Source organism: Pseudomonas sp. KBN10P06128, from assembly GCF_037574945.1.
Classification (GTDB): Bacteria; Pseudomonadota; Gammaproteobacteria; order Pseudomonadales; family Pseudomonadaceae; genus Pseudomonas; species Pseudomonas aeruginosa.
Genome location: NZ_JBBELR010000001.1, coordinates 5042127 through 5057157 on the forward strand (window position 1 = coordinate 5042127; position 15031 = coordinate 5057157).

General features: G+C 66.0%; 17 protein-coding genes. 9 read left to right on the top strand and 8 right to left on the bottom strand.

What is annotated here, in order from left to right:
- Positions 1-91: 91 nt before the first annotated feature.
- From VQ065_RS23590 to VQ065_RS23630, 9 genes are all read left to right on the top strand, one after another.
- Positions 92-790 (top strand): T6SS immunity protein Tli4 family protein, encoded by a 699-nt coding sequence (locus tag VQ065_RS23590; protein WP_003109999.1) that lies wholly within the window; start codon positions 92-94, stop codon positions 788-790.
- Positions 791-967: 177 nt separating this feature from the next.
- Entirely contained in the window at positions 968-1552 is a 585-nt protein-coding gene (rsxA, locus tag VQ065_RS23595; RefSeq protein ID WP_003092041.1) for an electron transport complex subunit RsxA, read from the top strand.
- Positions 1549-2115, top strand: a complete 567-nt coding sequence (gene rsxB, locus VQ065_RS23600; RefSeq protein ID WP_003092043.1) for an electron transport complex subunit RsxB — start codon at positions 1549-1551, stop codon at positions 2113-2115. The genes rsxA and rsxB overlap by 4 nt, the downstream gene beginning before the upstream one ends.
- A complete protein-coding gene (gene rsxC / locus VQ065_RS23605; RefSeq protein ID WP_014603961.1) occupies positions 2112-4436 on the top strand; it encodes an electron transport complex subunit RsxC in 2325 nt (774 codons plus the stop codon). Before rsxB ends, rsxC begins: the two co-directional genes overlap by 4 nt.
- 2 nt (positions 4437-4438) lie before the next feature.
- Positions 4439-5473 carry an RnfABCDGE type electron transport complex subunit D gene (locus VQ065_RS23610; protein ID WP_003092045.1) on the top strand — a complete coding sequence of 345 codons (1035 nt, stop codon included), beginning with the start codon at positions 4439-4441 and terminating at the stop codon, positions 5471-5473.
- Positions 5473-6117, top strand: a complete 645-nt coding sequence (gene rsxG, locus VQ065_RS23615) for an electron transport complex subunit RsxG (RefSeq protein ID WP_003092047.1) — start codon at positions 5473-5475, stop codon at positions 6115-6117. Before VQ065_RS23610 ends, rsxG begins: the two co-directional genes overlap by 1 nt.
- Positions 6110-6826: an electron transport complex subunit E gene (locus tag VQ065_RS23620; RefSeq protein WP_003092049.1), complete on the top strand. Its 717-nt coding sequence runs from the start codon at positions 6110-6112 to the stop codon at positions 6824-6826. The genes rsxG and VQ065_RS23620 overlap by 8 nt, the downstream gene beginning before the upstream one ends.
- Positions 6823-7461, top strand: a complete 639-nt coding sequence (gene nth, locus VQ065_RS23625; RefSeq protein WP_003092050.1) for an endonuclease III — start codon at positions 6823-6825, stop codon at positions 7459-7461. Before VQ065_RS23620 ends, nth begins: the two co-directional genes overlap by 4 nt.
- A 108-nt stretch (positions 7462-7569) precedes the next feature.
- Positions 7570-7749, top strand: a complete 180-nt coding sequence (locus VQ065_RS23630; protein WP_003092052.1) for a PA3496 family putative envelope integrity protein — start codon at positions 7570-7572, stop codon at positions 7747-7749.
- Between the two features lie 199 nt (positions 7750-7948).
- Here the strand turns inward: VQ065_RS23630 and VQ065_RS23635 are convergent, their stop codons facing one another.
- The 8 genes from VQ065_RS23635 to VQ065_RS23670 form a co-directional block, all read right to left on the bottom strand.
- Entirely contained in the window at positions 7949-9022 is a 1074-nt protein-coding gene (locus VQ065_RS23635) for a class I SAM-dependent methyltransferase (RefSeq protein ID WP_003092054.1), read from the bottom strand.
- Positions 9023-9071: 49 nt separating this feature from the next.
- Entirely contained in the window at positions 9072-10523 is a 1452-nt protein-coding gene (locus VQ065_RS23640; protein WP_003092055.1) for a class-II fumarase/aspartase family protein, read from the bottom strand.
- On the bottom strand, positions 10523-11956 hold the full coding sequence (purB, locus tag VQ065_RS23645; protein ID WP_014603964.1) for an adenylosuccinate lyase: 1434 nt from the start codon (positions 11954-11956) through the stop codon (positions 10523-10525). Before purB ends, VQ065_RS23640 begins: the two co-directional genes overlap by 1 nt.
- A 30-nt stretch (positions 11957-11986) precedes the next feature.
- A complete protein-coding gene (locus VQ065_RS23650) occupies positions 11987-12973 on the bottom strand; it encodes an HOASN domain-containing protein (protein WP_003110004.1) in 987 nt (328 codons plus the stop codon).
- A gap of 32 nt (positions 12974-13005) precedes the next feature.
- Positions 13006-14043: an HOASN domain-containing protein gene (locus tag VQ065_RS23655; RefSeq protein WP_003138125.1), complete on the bottom strand. Its 1038-nt coding sequence runs from the start codon at positions 14041-14043 to the stop codon at positions 13006-13008.
- Entirely contained in the window at positions 13934-14215 is a 282-nt protein-coding gene (locus VQ065_RS23660) for a hypothetical protein (protein ID WP_162140467.1), read from the bottom strand. Before VQ065_RS23660 ends, VQ065_RS23655 begins: the two co-directional genes overlap by 110 nt.
- 228 nt (positions 14216-14443) lie before the next feature.
- Positions 14444-14638 (bottom strand): heavy-metal-associated domain-containing protein, encoded by a 195-nt coding sequence (locus VQ065_RS23665; RefSeq protein ID WP_003092060.1) that lies wholly within the window; start codon positions 14636-14638, stop codon positions 14444-14446.
- 119 nt (positions 14639-14757) lie between these two features.
- On the bottom strand, positions 14758-15024 hold the full coding sequence (locus VQ065_RS23670) for a hypothetical protein (RefSeq protein ID WP_031640078.1): 267 nt from the start codon (positions 15022-15024) through the stop codon (positions 14758-14760).
- Positions 15025-15031: the final 7 nt, after the last annotated feature.

Consider the following 15031-nt stretch of genomic DNA (forward strand, 5'->3'; position numbering starts at 1 on the left):
CATAAAACTAGATAAGAAAGCAATAAGTACGCTCCAAAAAAACAAGAGCGAAGAGAAAAGTATTGAACGGATAAAAAAAGGAATCGCAGAAATGGAGGCCAAGATTCCTCTCGCCAAGATCTACGAACACGATCTCGGCATCCCCGACTCCCATATCCTTGGCAGCAAGAATATCCCCTTCCATGTCCTGCTCTGGCGCAACCAGCGGGTCTATTACTTCACCTTCTCCAAGCCGACCGAGAACTCCGCCCAGCGCATCAAGGACCTAATCGCCCGTTTCCGCACCCGCGAGCTTTACGAAGTGCCGAACGAACCGGGCATCTGCTTCCCCTACGGCTTTATCGCCGACGACGGCAAGACCGCCTACGAACTGAAGAACAGCCTGCGTTTCACCCGCACGCCCAACGTGATCTTCAGCCTGCTCACCGCCTCGGCCAACGATCCCTGGCAGACCCGTCCCACCAGCGGCCTCTACGACAGCGACTTCCGTCCCGGCTACGACCGGCAGAAATGGAAAAAAAGCGCGCTGCTCGACAGCCTCCACATCGGCAAGCGCCTGGCCGCCTTCGAAGGCTGGCGCCTCGACCCGCGCCCCGACTCCGGCGAACGGGAACGCGCCTGGTTCGGCCTGGCCCATACAGGCGGCACCCTCGATCCGCTGGTAGCGATCCAGGTGCAGACCTTCCAGAAAGGCACCGACGACCTCACCGACTACACCCCGCCCCCCGAAGAAGTACTGCCCCGCCTGAAGGCCCTGAGCCAAAGCATCGAGCAGCGGCTGGCGCGCTGAAACCCACATCGCGGGCACTTGCACGAGCCTCCGCCATGGACCATGGGTCCTGGCGGCGCCTGCGACTGACTGGGTTGCCATGCCAAACTGCGAAGGTACGCTAGCCTTGCAGGGCAATCCCACCCGATAATAGGGGATTTCCCCGACGGCCCCGGCCCTGCAACGAATGCTTCGCGTATGACTGAACTCGCCCTGATCCTGGTCAGTGCCATCCTGGTCAACAACTTTGTCCTGGTGCAGTTCCTCGGCCTGTGCCCGTTCATGGGCGTGTCGCGGAAGATCGAGACGGCCATCGGCCTGTCCCTCGCCACCACCTTCGTCCTGACCCTGGCGGCGATGTGCAGCCATATCCTGCAACGCTACGTGCTGCGCCCGCTGGACCTGGAGTACCTGCGCACCATCGGCTTCATCCTGGTGATCGCGGTGGTGGTGCAGTTCACCGAGATGCTGGTGAAGAAGACCAGCCCGCTGCTGTACCGGGTGCTCGGCATCTTCCTGCCGCTGATCACCACCAATTGCATCGTCCTCGGCGTCGCCCTGCTCAACGCCAACAAGGCTGAATACGGCTTCCTCCAGGCCACTACCCAGGGCTTCGGCGCCGGGCTGGGCTTTTCCCTGGTGCTGGTGCTGTTCGCCGCCCTGCGCGAGCGCATCGCCATCGCCGACGTGCCGGCGCCGTTCCGCGGCGCGGCCATCGGCATGATCACCGCCGGCCTGATGTCGCTGGCGTTCATGGGCTTCAGCGGGTTGGTCCGGCCATGAACGGCGTGTTCCTGGCGATCGGCGCGCTGCTGCCGATCTGCCTGGCCGGCGGTGCGCTGCTCGGCTATGCGGCGGTGCGCTTCCGCGTCCAGGGCGACCCGGTCGCCGAGCAGGTCAACGCCCTGTTGCCGCAGACCCAGTGCGGCCAGTGTGGCTACCCCGGCTGCAAGCCCTACGCCGAGGCGATCGCCGCCGGCGACAAGATCAACAAGTGCCCGCCGGGCGGCGAAGCGACCATCCGCGCCCTCGCCGACCTGCTCGACCTGGAGCCCGAGCCGCTCGACGCCGCCGAGGAAACCCCGCCGCGGGTAGCCTACATCCGCGAGGCCGAATGCATCGGCTGCACCAAGTGCATCCAGGCCTGCCCGGTGGACGCCATCGTCGGCGCCGCACGGCTGATGCACACGGTGATCGCCGACGAATGCACCGGTTGCGACCTGTGCCTGGAGCCCTGTCCGGTGGACTGCATCGAGATGCGCGAAACCCCAGACGACGTGCGCCACTGGAAATGGCCGCAGCCGTCGCCGCGACTGATCGCCAGCGACCGGGAGCGAGCGGCATGAGCGCCCTGCACGCCTTCCCCGGTGGCCTCTGCCTGCCGGCCAACAAGGAGCGCTCCACCGCCCTGCCGATCCAGCAGGCGCCGCTGGCGCAGCGCTACATCGTGCCGCTCGGCCAGCACATGGGCGCGCCGGCGCGGCCTTGCGTGGAAGTCGGCCAGGCCGTGCTCAAAGGCCAGACCATCGCCCTCCCGGACGGCACCGTCAGCGCCGCGCTGCATGCCCCGACCTCGGGGACCGTGGTGGCGATCGGCGCACACCCCTATCCGCATGCCTCCGGTCTTCCCGCGCCGGCCATCGTCATCGCCAGCGACGGCCTGGAGCGCTGGACCGAGCTGCATCCCTGCCCGGACTTCCGCGCCGAAAGCCCGCTGGCGCTGCTCGAACGTATCCGCGCGGCCGGCATCGGCGGTCTCGGCGGCGCCGGCTTCCCCACCGCCGCCAAGCTCGCCGCGCGCCCGGCGGACAAGATCCATACGCTGGTGGTGAACGGCGCCGAATGCGAGCCCTACATCAGCGCCGACGACCTGCTCATGCGCGAGCGCGCCACGCAGGTGCTGGGCGGCATCGATATCCTGGTGCAGATCCTGTGCCCCGAAGAGGTGCTGGTTGGCATCGAGGACGACAAACCGGAAGCCATCGCCTCCCTCGGCGCCGCCCTCGGTGAACGGCCCTATCGCATCGTCGCCCTGCCGACCCGCTATCCCTCGGGCGGCGAGCGCCAGCTGATCCAGTTGCTCACCGGCAGGGAAGTCCCGGCGGACGGCCTGCCGGCGGACATCGGCATCCTGTGCCAGAACGTCGGCACCCTGGCCGCCGTGCACGATGCCGTCGTCCTCGGTCGGCCGCTGATCTCGCGGATCACCACCCTCGCCGGCGGCGCCCTGGAGCGGCCGATGAACGTCGAGGCGCTGATCGGTACGCCGGTACACGAGTTGCTGGCGTTCGCCGGCCTCGCCGAGGGACGCCTGGAACGCGTGCTGATGGGCGGGCCGATGATGGGCTTCGCCCTGCCCGATCTCTCGGTGCCGCTGATCAAGACCTGCAACTGCCTGCTCGCCGGCGATGCCACGGAGCTGCCGGAACCAGTGCCGGCCATGCCCTGTATCCGCTGCGGCGACTGCGCCCAGGTCTGCCCCGTCAGCCTGCTGCCACAACAACTGCATTTCTTCGCCCTGGGCGACGAGCACGAGCAATTGCTCGCCCACAACCTGTTCGATTGCATCGAATGCGGCGCCTGCGCCTACGTCTGCCCGTCGAGCATTCCCCTGGTGCAGTACTACCGCGCGTCCAAGGCGGAGATCCGCGAGCAGCGGCAGAAGCTGCTGAAGGCCGAACAATCCCGTGAGCGTTTCGAGCAACGCCAGGCTCGCCTGCGCCGCGACGAGGAGCGCCGGGCCGCAGAACGCGCCCAACGCGCGGAGAAGGCCGCGCTGGTGCGCGCCGCCCAGGCCGAGCGCGAGGAAGCCGCCCCCGCCACGGCGGTCGACCCGGTGCAGGCGGCGATCGAGCGGGCCAGGGCGCGCAAGCAGGCCGGTAGCGGCAGCGAACGACTGAAACGGCTGAAGATCGAAGCGAGCATGGCGCGGGTGGCCCTGAAGAAGGCCGAGAAACAGTTGCTCAGCCACGACACCCCGGAACAGCATGGCCTGGTCGCGGAACTGCGCGCCGCCGCCGAGGCCGCCGACAAGGCCCTGGCCGATGCCGAAGCCAGCCTGCCGCGCGACCTACCCAGCGCACCGCCTGCCGCGCTCGACGACGAAGCCGAACTGAAGAAGGCCAAGGCCCAGGCCGCCATGGCCCGCGCCCAGCTCAAGCGCTCGGAAAAGGCCTTCGGCGAAGCGCCCGGCGCCGAACAGCGGGCGACCCTCGACGAACTGCGCGCCGAGGTCGAGCGTTGCGAAGCCACCCTGGCCCGCCTCGAGCGTCACGCGCCGAAGCCCGCGGCGCCCCGCGACGACGGCCAGGCGGCGCTGAAGCGGGCGAAGATCGCCCTGGTCGGCAAGCGCGCGGCCTTGAAGAAGGCCGAGCAGGCCGGGGTGATGGACAGCGAGCTGGAACGCCTGCGCGGCGAGCTGCAAGCCGCCGAGCGCGACCTGCATGCCGCCGAGGACGCCTGCGGCAAGCCGGCGCCGGAGCTGGTGCGGATCGACAAGCGCCCGGTCGACCCGCGCACCCGCGAGCTGAAGACCGAGCTGGCCTACGCCCGCGCCGCCCTGAAGAAGCTCGAACGCCTGGCGAACGCCGACCCCGCCGCACTCGCCGCCGCCCGCGCGCGCCTGAGCGCCGCCGAGCGCGCCCTGACCGAACACGGTACGGAGTGACCATGGCCCTGCCCCGCCCCACCTCGCCCCACGCCCGCGGCTCCAACCGTACCCCGGCGATCATGCGCCTGGTGCTCGGCGCCTGCGTCCCCGGCCTGCTGACGCTGACCTGGCTGTACGGCCCGGGCACCCTGCTCAACCTGGCCTGGGCCAGCCTCGTCGCGCTGGCCTGCGAAGCCGCCATGCTGGCCCTGCGCAAACGTCCGCCGGGGGTGTTCCTCAAGGACGGCAGCGCGCTGGTCACCGCCCTGTTGCTGGCAGTCGCCCTGCCGCCCTACGCCCCCTGGTGGCTGACCCTGGTGGCGACCTTCTTCGCCCTGGTATTCGGCAAGCACCTGTACGGCGGCCTCGGACAGAACCCGTTCAACCCGGCGATGCTCGGCTACGTCGTGGCGCTGGTCTCGTTTCCCCTGGAAATGACCCGCTGGCCCTCGCCGGACAGCGCCCTCGGCCTGCCCGACAGCCTCCGCGAATTCCTCGGCCTCGCTACCCGGCCGGACGCCTGGGCCCACGCCACCGCCCTCGACGTGCTGAAGACCGACCGCAGCCTGACCGTCGACGAGCTGTTCGCCGGCAACCCGGCCTTCGGCCACCTCGGTAGCGCCGGCAGCGAGTGGGTCAACCTGGCGTTCCTCCTCGGCGGCCTGTTCCTGCTCTGGCGCCGGCTGTTCACCTGGCACGCGCCGCTGGGCATGCTCGCCGGCCTGTTCGCCATGAGCCTGCTGTTCTGGAATGGTTCCGGCTCCGATTCCCATGGCTCGCCACTGTTCCATCTGTTCAGCGGGGCGACCATGCTCGGCGCCTTCTTCATCGTCACCGACCCGGTGTCCGGCGCCACCAGCAATCGCGGGCGGCTGGTCTTCGGCCTCGGCGTCGGCGTCCTCACCTACGTCATCCGCGCCTGGGGCGGCTATCCCGATGGCGTGGCGTTCGCCGTGCTGCTGATGAACCTGGCGGCGCCGACCATCGACTACTACACCCGGCCGCGCACCTACGGCCATCGCAAGGCCGAGCGCGGCTTCAAGGCAGGCGACTGATGGACGCCGCGACTCGCCGTTCGATGCTGCGCAATGCCCTCCTGCTCGGGCTCTTCGCCCTGGTCGGAGTGGGCCTGGTAGCACTGGTGCAGCAATTCACCGAAGCGCGCATCGCCGAAGCCCAGCGCGAGGCGCGCGGCCGCGCCCTGCTGGAACTGCTGCCGCCGGGCAGCTACGACAACCATCCGCTGGACAGCCAGGTGCCAACCTTCGCGCCGAAGCTGCTCGGCCTGGATGCGCCGCGTCCGGCCTATGTCGCCCGCCTGCACGGCCAGGCCAGCGCAGTGATCCTCCAGGCCAGCGCGCCGGATGGCTACAGCGGCGCCATCCAGCTACTGGTCGGGGTCACCGCCCAGGGCCGGCTGCTCGGCGTACGGGTCGTCGCGCACAAGGAAACCCCCGGCCTCGGCGACCGCATCGAACTGGCCAAGAGTCCCTGGGTGCACGGTTTCGACGGCAAGAGCCTGGGCGATCCGGCGGACGCCGGCTGGGCGGTGAAGAAGGACGGCGGTACGTTCGACCAGTTCGCCGGCGCCACCGTCACCCCGCGCGCCGTGGTCCGCGCCGTGCACAAGGCGCTGCGCTACTTCGACGCCAACCGCGAACGCCTGCTCGCCCCCGAAGAGGCTGCCGGACATGAGTGAACAAGATTTCCGCGAGATCGCCCGCAACGGCCTGTGGCGCAACAACCCGGGTCTGGTCCAGTTGCTCGGCCTGTGCCCGCTGCTGGGCACCAGCAACTCGACGGTCAACGCCCTCGGCCTGGGCCTGGCCACCATGCTCGTGCTGGCCTGCTCCAATGCCGCGGTATCGTTGGTGCGCGGCGCGGTGAGCGAGGCGATCCGGCTGCCGGCGTTCGTCATGATCATCGCCGCGCTGACCACCTGCATCGAACTGCTGATGCAGGCCTGGACCTACGAGCTGTACCAGGTCCTCGGCATCTTCATCCCGCTGATCACCACCAACTGCGTGATCCTCGGCCGCGCCGAGGCCTTCGCGGCGAAGAACGGCGTGCTGCGCGCCAGCTTCGACGGACTGCTGATGGGCCTCGGCTTCGCCCTGGTCCTGCTGGTCCTCGGCGGCCTGCGCGAGCTGCTCGGCCAGGGTACCCTGCTGGCCGACATGCACTTGCTGTTCGGCCCGGCGGCGGCGGACTGGAAGATCCAGCCGTTCCCGCAGTACCAGGGCTTCCTGCTGGCGATCCTGCCGCCGGGCGCGTTCATCATGCTCGGCCTGCTGATCGCCCTGAAGAACCGTATCGATGAAAGCCTGGCGGAACGCGCCAAGGTGCAGGCGGGCGACGTACCCGCCACCCAGCGCCAGCGCGTCCGCGTCACCGGAGTGATTGAATGAATGCCGCCAAGCGCGCGGAGATCTTCCGCCGACTGCACGAAGACAACCCCGAGCCAAGGACCGAACTGGCCTACACCACCCCCTTCGAACTGCTCATCGCGGTGATCCTCTCCGCCCAGGCCACCGACGTCGGGGTGAACAAGGCCACCGCCCGCCTCTATCCGGTGGCCAACACCCCCGAGGCGATCCACGCCCTCGGCGTCGAGGGGCTGTCGGAGTACATCAAGACCATCGGCCTCTACAACAGCAAGGCGAAGAACGTCATCGAAACCTGCCGCATCCTCATCGAAAAGCACGGCGGCCAGGTTCCCGACAACCGCGAGGACCTCGAAGCCCTGCCCGGGGTTGGCCGCAAGACCGCCAACGTGGTGCTCAATACCGCCTTCCGGCAACTGGCCATGGCGGTGGACACGCATATCTTCCGCGTCGCCAACCGCACCGGCATAGCACCGGGAAAGAACGTTCTGGAAGTGGAGAAGAAACTGCTGAAGTTCGTGCCGCGCGAGTACCTGCTCGATGCCCACCACTGGCTGATCCTGCATGGCCGCTACGTCTGCAAGGCGCGCAAGCCGCAATGCGGAAGCTGTCGGATCGAGGACCTGTGCGAATACAAGCACAAGACTTCAGACGATTGATCAACTATTCGAAATCCTATCTTTACGATTGAAAAAATCTTTTTTACCAGCCACGGCTTTGTCGCTATAAGGTGCGCCATTACCACCCCATAAGTTGGAGTGAATGTCATGGCAAAAGCCAAAGAAGAACTCGAGATCGACGACGAAGCCGGCGTTGAAGAGGATGACGGCGAGGAAACCAGCGTCGAGGTGGCCAAGACCAACCTGACCAAGCGTCGCATCATCGACAACCTGCTGGAAGAACGCCGCCTGCAGCGCCAGTTGTCGGACTACGACTTCGACCTGTGAGCAGCGCCGTCCACACCGCAAGCAAGCCCCGCAATTGGCGGGGCTTCGTTTTTCCGGCGGCCATGAAAAGCCCGCCGAAGCGGGCCTGAACACCAGTGCGATCGAGCCGAGACCGCCATGCCCAGCCGGCACGCGCCGGGCGGCGGCCACGGCAACCGCTATCCAACGGTTGCCGTCCCGGCCGTCCCAGATAACGCCCTCAGGGTCGCAGTTCGAACAGCGCCGGCAGCGGCGGCCACTCCGAAGGCACCTTGCGGAAGCGACTGAAGCCGGCGGCCTCGGCCATCTGCCGCGCGCGGTCCTCGCCCATGAAGGCGCCGAGACCCTCGCCGCCGTGGGACAGCGAACAGGTCATGCAATACAGCGTGCTCTGCGGGTACATCACGCGACCGAACAGGTTCATGTTCTCGTGCAGTTCCTGCGACAGGTTGAGTTCCACCATCAGGTAGGTCCCATCGTCGGCGGTCGACTCGCGCAGGTCCTTCATCATCTGCTGCGGGTCGGTCGCGTCGTGGATGACCACGAAGGTCGTGACGAAGTCGAACTTCTTGCCCGCCAGCGCATCGGAATCGCTGACCTCGAAGCGCACCCGGTCGCCGACCCCCGCAGCCTCGGCGTTCGCCCGCGCGCGTTCGATGGACGGCGCGTGGAAGTCACAGCCATAGACCTGGGCTTCGGGGAACGCCTTGGCCATCATGATCGCGGCCAGCCCGCTGCCGCAGCCGAAATCGAGCACGCTGCCACCCGCCTGGAGCTTTTCCTTGACGCCATCCAGCGAAGGAATCCAGTGCTGCACGAGGAAGTGCTTGTACCAGGGCATGGTCATGCGCTCCATGCCTTCCCAGGTTTCCAGCGGGAAGGATTCCTCGGGGCAACCGCCGCCGCAGCGGAAGGCCTCGATGATCTTCGGCGCCATGCTCACGAAGGGCACGCTCAACTGGATGATCCCGCCGGCGAAATAAGGCGAGTCCTCGTCGGCGAGCACCGGGACGAACTCGGCCGGCAACCGATAGCTCCTGCTCTGCGGATCGTAGGCCAGGTAGTTGCCGGTGACCATGCTGCCCAGCCATTCGCGCAGGTAGCGGGTGGTGTAGCCGGTCTGCTGCGCCAGCTCCTCCAGGGTCACCCATTGGCCATGGGCGAGCGCCTTGAACAGCCCCAGGCGGTCGCCGATGTAGAGCATCGCGCCGCGCAGGGTATTGCCGTAGTCCTCCATGATCCGCGCTGAAAACTGCTTGACCTTCGCGGTTTCGATCTCGTTAGCCTTTGTCATTCTTGTTCTCCGTTGATGTGCAGTACCGCCGCCTCTGGCGGCGGGTGATTCAGTGGTGGCTGGCGACCTTGTCCAACACCTTGTCGACGATGGTCCCGGCCATGCCGAGATGGGTCCGCGGCTCGAACAGCCTGGCCAGGGTTTCCTTCGGCATGACGGCGCCCACCCGCGGATCCGACTCGAGCGCCTGGCGCATCGGAATCCGCTTGCGCTGGCAGGCCTGGGTGATCTCGAAGATGATTTCGTAAGCGCTGCTCTTGCCCAGTTGCTTGGCCATCTCGAAGACGAACGCCTCGGTACAGATCGCATCGCTGTATGCATTCGCCGTCCGCGCCATGGTCTCGTCGTGGACCGTGAGCCCGTCGATGGTGTCGGTCAGCAGCGACAGCGCCATCAGCGCATAGTGGGAAACGTCCGCCACCGCACACCACTCCAGGCGCGTGCCGCGGTAGTCCCGCTCGTGCTCGAGGATCATGGCGTCCAGCGCGAGCAGGACCTGGGCCTTGGCCAGCCGGGCCAGCACCACGACCTGCTCGCAGCCTTCCGGATTGCGCTTGTGGGGCATGGTGCTGCTACCGATCTGCTGCTGCGTCCAGCCCACCTCCAGCTCGCCGATCTCCCAGCGGTTCAGGGTGCGGATCTCGTCGGCGATCCGCGCCAGGGACGCGGTGACCATGGCCAGGGTGCTGACGAACTCGGTAACCCGGTCGCGGGACACGTGCCAACCCGCCAGCGGCACGTCCAGCGACAGCCGCCGCGCGAAGCTTTCGAGCAGGAGCATGGCCTCGTCGCCGAAGGCGGCCATCGTGCCCACGCCGCCGAACAGTTGCACCACCAGGATCCGCTTGCGCGCCTCGCCCAGGCGTTCGCGGTGACGCAGCAACTCGTCGATCCAGCCGGCCACCTTCAGCCCGAAGGTGGTTGGCAACGCCGGGATCGAGTGGGTCCTGGCGACCATCAGCGCATTGCGGGTCCCGCTCGCCAGCACCGAGAGCCGGTCCAGGAGGATGTCCAGCGCCCGCTCCGTTTCATCCAGCACATCGCGCATTTCCAGGGACTGCGCGGTGTCCTGGATATCCTGCGTGGTCGCGCCGAAATGCACGTACTCGCGCGCGCTGGGGCTGCAGTTCCGTTGCAGCGCACCCAGCAGGGGCATCAGCGAGTGCCCGGTGCTGGCCACGCCGTCGGCGATCTGCTGCAGGTCGACGGCCGAAAGCCTGGCGGCCTTCGCGATCTCCAGCGCGGCCTCGGGCGGAATGACGCCGACATCGGCCTGCGCCAGCGCCAGCGCCGCCTCCACGTCGAGCCAGCGTTGCAGGCGGCAGTGGCTACAGAAGATCCGTCGGCTCACCGGACCGGCGTAGCCTCCGCCATGGGTTTTAGAGTCAACGATGTGACTGTGTTCGTGCTTGCAGGACGACTCGGCCGGTGCGCCGCCGAAGCTCTGCGGATGCGCGGTGCACGAGGAACGGGCAAGCATTTCCAGCGATTCAGCATCCATCACCTATCCTCCATCACGTACTGGGACTGACCGGTATTTCCTTGGGAAGAGGCGGCGCCTTCGGGCCTGTCGCCCGACGCGCCGGTTCGTGGTTTGCCGGCGACCAGGTCGACCATCTCCGCGGCGAGGCCGACGTAGCCGACGGGGTCGAGGAGTTCTTCGAGCGCCTCGGCGCTGAAACAGCCGCGCAACCTTGGCTGCCCGAGCAGCGCCTCGCGGAACGGAACGCCCTGCCGCTGGGAGGCCTGGGTTATCTCATGGAGCAGTTCGTGGGCGGTCTGCTTGCCGAACTGCCCCGCCAGCGCGAGCATGACCCGCTCCGACAGGATCAGCCCACCCAGGAGGTCGAGGTTGGTGCGCATGCGTTCCTCGCGCACCTCGAGCCCCTCGGCCAGCACCGCCTCCATGCGGGTCAGCAAGGCGCCGGCGTAGACGAACAGCTCCGGCAACGCCGCCCACTCGATGCGCCAGGCGGTGCCGTCGCGCTCGTGCAACTGGAACGCGGCATCGGTGAGCGCCACCATCTGCGCCCGCACCAGCCGCGACAGCGCGCTGACCAGGTCGACCGACGATGGGTTCCGCTTGTGCGGCATGGTGCTGCTGCCCACCTGTCCCGGCCGGCTGCCCTCGCGTACCTCGTCGATTTCGCTGCGCTGCAGGTGGTAGATCTCGTTCGCCACCCGGCCCAGCGTCACCGACACCTGGACCAGCAACCCGGCAACCTCCAGCACCCGGTCCCGGGCGCTGTGCCAACTGGTCGACGGCGCGCCGAGGCCAAGCCTGGCCAGGGTTCGCCGCTGTAGCTCGAAGCCCTGGGCGCCGAACGACGCCAGGGTTCCCACGGCACCGGTCAGGTTGCCGACCAGGACGCGTTCGCGCGCTTCGTCGAAGCGCGCCAGGTGACGGTCGATTTCATCCACCCAGACGGCGACCTTGTAGCCGAAGGTCGTGGGCAGCGCCTGCTGCCCGTGGGTGCGTGCAACCATCGGCGTGTGCTGGTGGCGCAGGGCAAGCGCCAGCAGATGGCCACGGATCGAGTGCAGGAGCCCTAGCGCAGGGCCCCAGGCTTCCTTGACCTGCAGCATCAGCCCGGTGTCGAGGATGTCCTGGGTGGTCACGCCATAGTGCACGTACTCCCCCCAGCTACCCTCGCACGATCTCGCCAGGGCGCGGATGGTAGGCACCAGCAGGTGCCCTGTCTCCAGGCTTTCGCGGCCCAGTTGGGTGAGGTCGAAGCGCTCCACCTGGGCGGCGCGGTCGATCTCCCGCGCCGCCTCGTGGGGGATGATGCCCATCTCGGCCTGGGTCGCCGCCAAGGCTCGCTCGACATCCAGCCACCTCCGCACCTGGTTGGTATCGGAAAAGATCGCGGCGAATGCCGGGGACGAGTAGGCGCCCCCGTGTATACGGGATTCCGTAATGTGACTTGGCATTTTCGAGTGCTCGCTTTGTCCCGGTGGAAGTCACTTGACGCTCTGCATCTCTTCCCAGATCGCGTCGTAATAGGCCCTTTCCACACGGAAGTGCTGCGATAGCGAGGTCAGGAACGCATTCTGGAACTGCACGTCCGGAATCCGCCGCGCGATGAGTTGCCATTCGCGCTTGGCCCGCGGCGGTACGAGGCTGATGTGGACCTTGTAGTACTCCGCCTGGTCCTCGCTCAGGCCGGCCTGGAGCAGGGCCCGATAGAGCTTTTCGTGGTTCCCCGGCACGACCAGTTCGGTGATGTAGAACACCGCCAGCCCCCAACCGACCTCGGCATGCCGGAAGGCACGGGCGCGATTGTTCAGGTAGGCGATTTCCTCGGGCATCGTCGAGACGGCCTGGAAGTCAGCCTCCAGGCCGATGGCCTCGAGCAGCTTGGCCAGCAGGCGCGGATGCGAACCCTTTTCGTCTTCCTCGCCCAACTCGCCATAGAGGTAGCGCGCAAGCGCCGCGGCCTCGTCCACATCGGTCAGGTTGACCAACAGGTCGGCCGCATCGCGGTACAGGCGGAAGGTGCGGAACCACTGGTGACGGAGGAACACCTGGAGCTGCGCGCGGGAGGCCGAGCCGGAGAACACGTACTGCGACATCGGGTGCCGCTCGCGGGACTGCGCGGCGATTTCCTGTTCGAGACGCTTCTGGAAATCCTCCTCGGACAGCGCCCTGGAAAGATCGGCGGCGGGCATGAAACGCTCTTCGACGCGATAGATCGCCCGGGCCAGCCAACGCCGGGTCTGGGCGGTCGCCACGTCGTCGCTCAACGAAAGGACGTAGAGCAACTGCTGGTACGCGGCATAGGCCTGGCGGTCACCCTTGAGCCCTGCCTCGGCCAGCGCGGCCAGCTTGCTCGCGGCGCTATCGATCTGGCGGGAAGTAGCGTGGACGGCCAGCGCATCGGCAACGATGCGTGCTTCATCGATGGGCAGGTTCTGCAACTGCGGCAGGGAAAAATTGCGGGTATTCATCCTGTACTCCTTGTTCTTGTTCTGGATAGGCATCAGGCCATGGCCAGGGAATTCGCCTGCATCTGCTCCCAGAGCAGGTCGAAGTAGGCCCGGTTGATTTCGAAGTGGCGCGCCAGCGACTGCATGAACTTGCGCTGGAAGTCTTCGCTCGGCGCGAACTTGGCGATCAGCGCCCACATCTCCTCGGTATCGATCTCGTCCTGGGTGCCGTGCAGGCGATGGAACTCGCTGGGTTGCTCGGGCACGCCCAGGCGCTGCAGGAGTTCGTAGATGCGCCGGTGGTTGACGCAGCTCACCGACTCGACCGCGTACAGGAGCGCAAGGCCCCAGGCGACATCGGTGTGCCGCACGCAACGGATACGGTTGTTGAGGTAGGCCTTCTCCAGCGGATGCAGCGCCGGGAAATCGATGCGCAGCGGAATGTCGAAGTAGGTCATCAGGTGGGACAGCAACGCGGGGTGCGAGCGCTCCGGCGTCTCCGCCCCGGCCTCGCCGTAGAGGTTGCGGTAGAACACCGAGGCGTCCTCGATGTTTTCGAAGCGGAAGGCCAGCTCCGCCAGGAGGCTGTAGAAGTTGTAGGAACGGACCCAATGGTGTTCCAGGAAGAAGCGCACGTCCTCGACCGGCGGCGTGCCCTGGAACAGGTGGACCGACATGGGATGGCGCACCCGGCTGCGCGCCTCGATCTCGGCGTCGACCTTCTTGCGGAACTCCTCCACCGGGACGGCGCTGAAACCGGCCGGCTCGGGAGCGAAACGATCCTCGACCAGGTAGACCTGGCTCGCCATCCAGCGGCGGGTCGGCTCCGTATGCGGATCGCTGCCTACGTGCAGTTCCAGGAGCAACGCCTGGTACTGCGCGTAAGCCGAAGCATCACCGCCCAGGCCTTTGGCCGTGACCGCGAGAATCGCCTCGAGCGCGAGCGTGATCTGGTCCAGGGAGGCACCCGGTTTCAAGGCTTCAGCCAGGAGAACCGATGCATTTCGGGCAGGTTCCGACATTGTCCGCTGGGGGCGGATATTCATATCGGAGGAAGAATTGCAGCATTGCTGTAACGGATTTGAAGTCATTTGGATCACCCTTGTTTTTGTTGTTGTGCGGGGCGACCGTAAAGCTTGCCACGGTGGCAAGGTCAAGCAATGCAGCGGCCTTGTCGGCGGACAACGGAGTTCGCCGAAAGGTGCTCTTCGATAACACTGGATGCGCTGCGAAAAACCCCGAGCTAAAGGCCTGCGAATCCATCGGAGAATAACTTTTAGGGTTTCCTGTCAGCGCCTCTTGCCGTTCACATAACTGTCACCTCGCGGCCGACTGAAATATTGATTTACAAATTCCAAAGAGTTCTTTCCACAATAGCCAAGCGCCATTGATGGCATATGGAACGCGGACTTCAATGAAAATCATTTTCCTATTGCCGGCACTGGGCGAAACGCTACTATCTGACCCTACGCCTGCGTCATGCCCATGCACTCAACGGCCCTCCGGATAACCGGCCTCGCTCAACGCCTCGAGGAATGCGTGCTTGTCCAGAGTGCTCTCGACCCTGGCCTCGCGCCGAGGAGGATCGGTCTCTACGCGCGCCTGGGGATCAACGCCGTGCAGGATACGGGTGACAGTCTTGGCACAACCGCCGCAGGTCATGTTCGGAATATGGAAAGAAAACATCGCAACCTCCTGGTTTGTTGACTCCTGCGAACCATGAGTCCTGCCATCGTGACAAGGTCAACTCATAAATCTCTCAGGTAAACCAAACTTTCAAAAATTCATATGAATAGTTCCAGAGGTTATTCCGCAAACTTAAAACAACGAGCAAAGCCAAGTTCGAACATATAGAAAAACTCCGCCCGACAACCGAGATACCGCGTCAGCCAGCTCCACTCACCATTGAGGAACCTCTCGACGATATTCTCCGTGCGGCGCGAGCGCAGAGGCACAGGAGTGACTTCATCCAATAAGAAACGGCGGGCAGCCGTAACGTACCTGAAGAACAGTGAGAAAGTAATGCTTCCCCACTCTTCTGAACATTGAAGTCCCGAGCAGATACTTTTCATCTGCCCT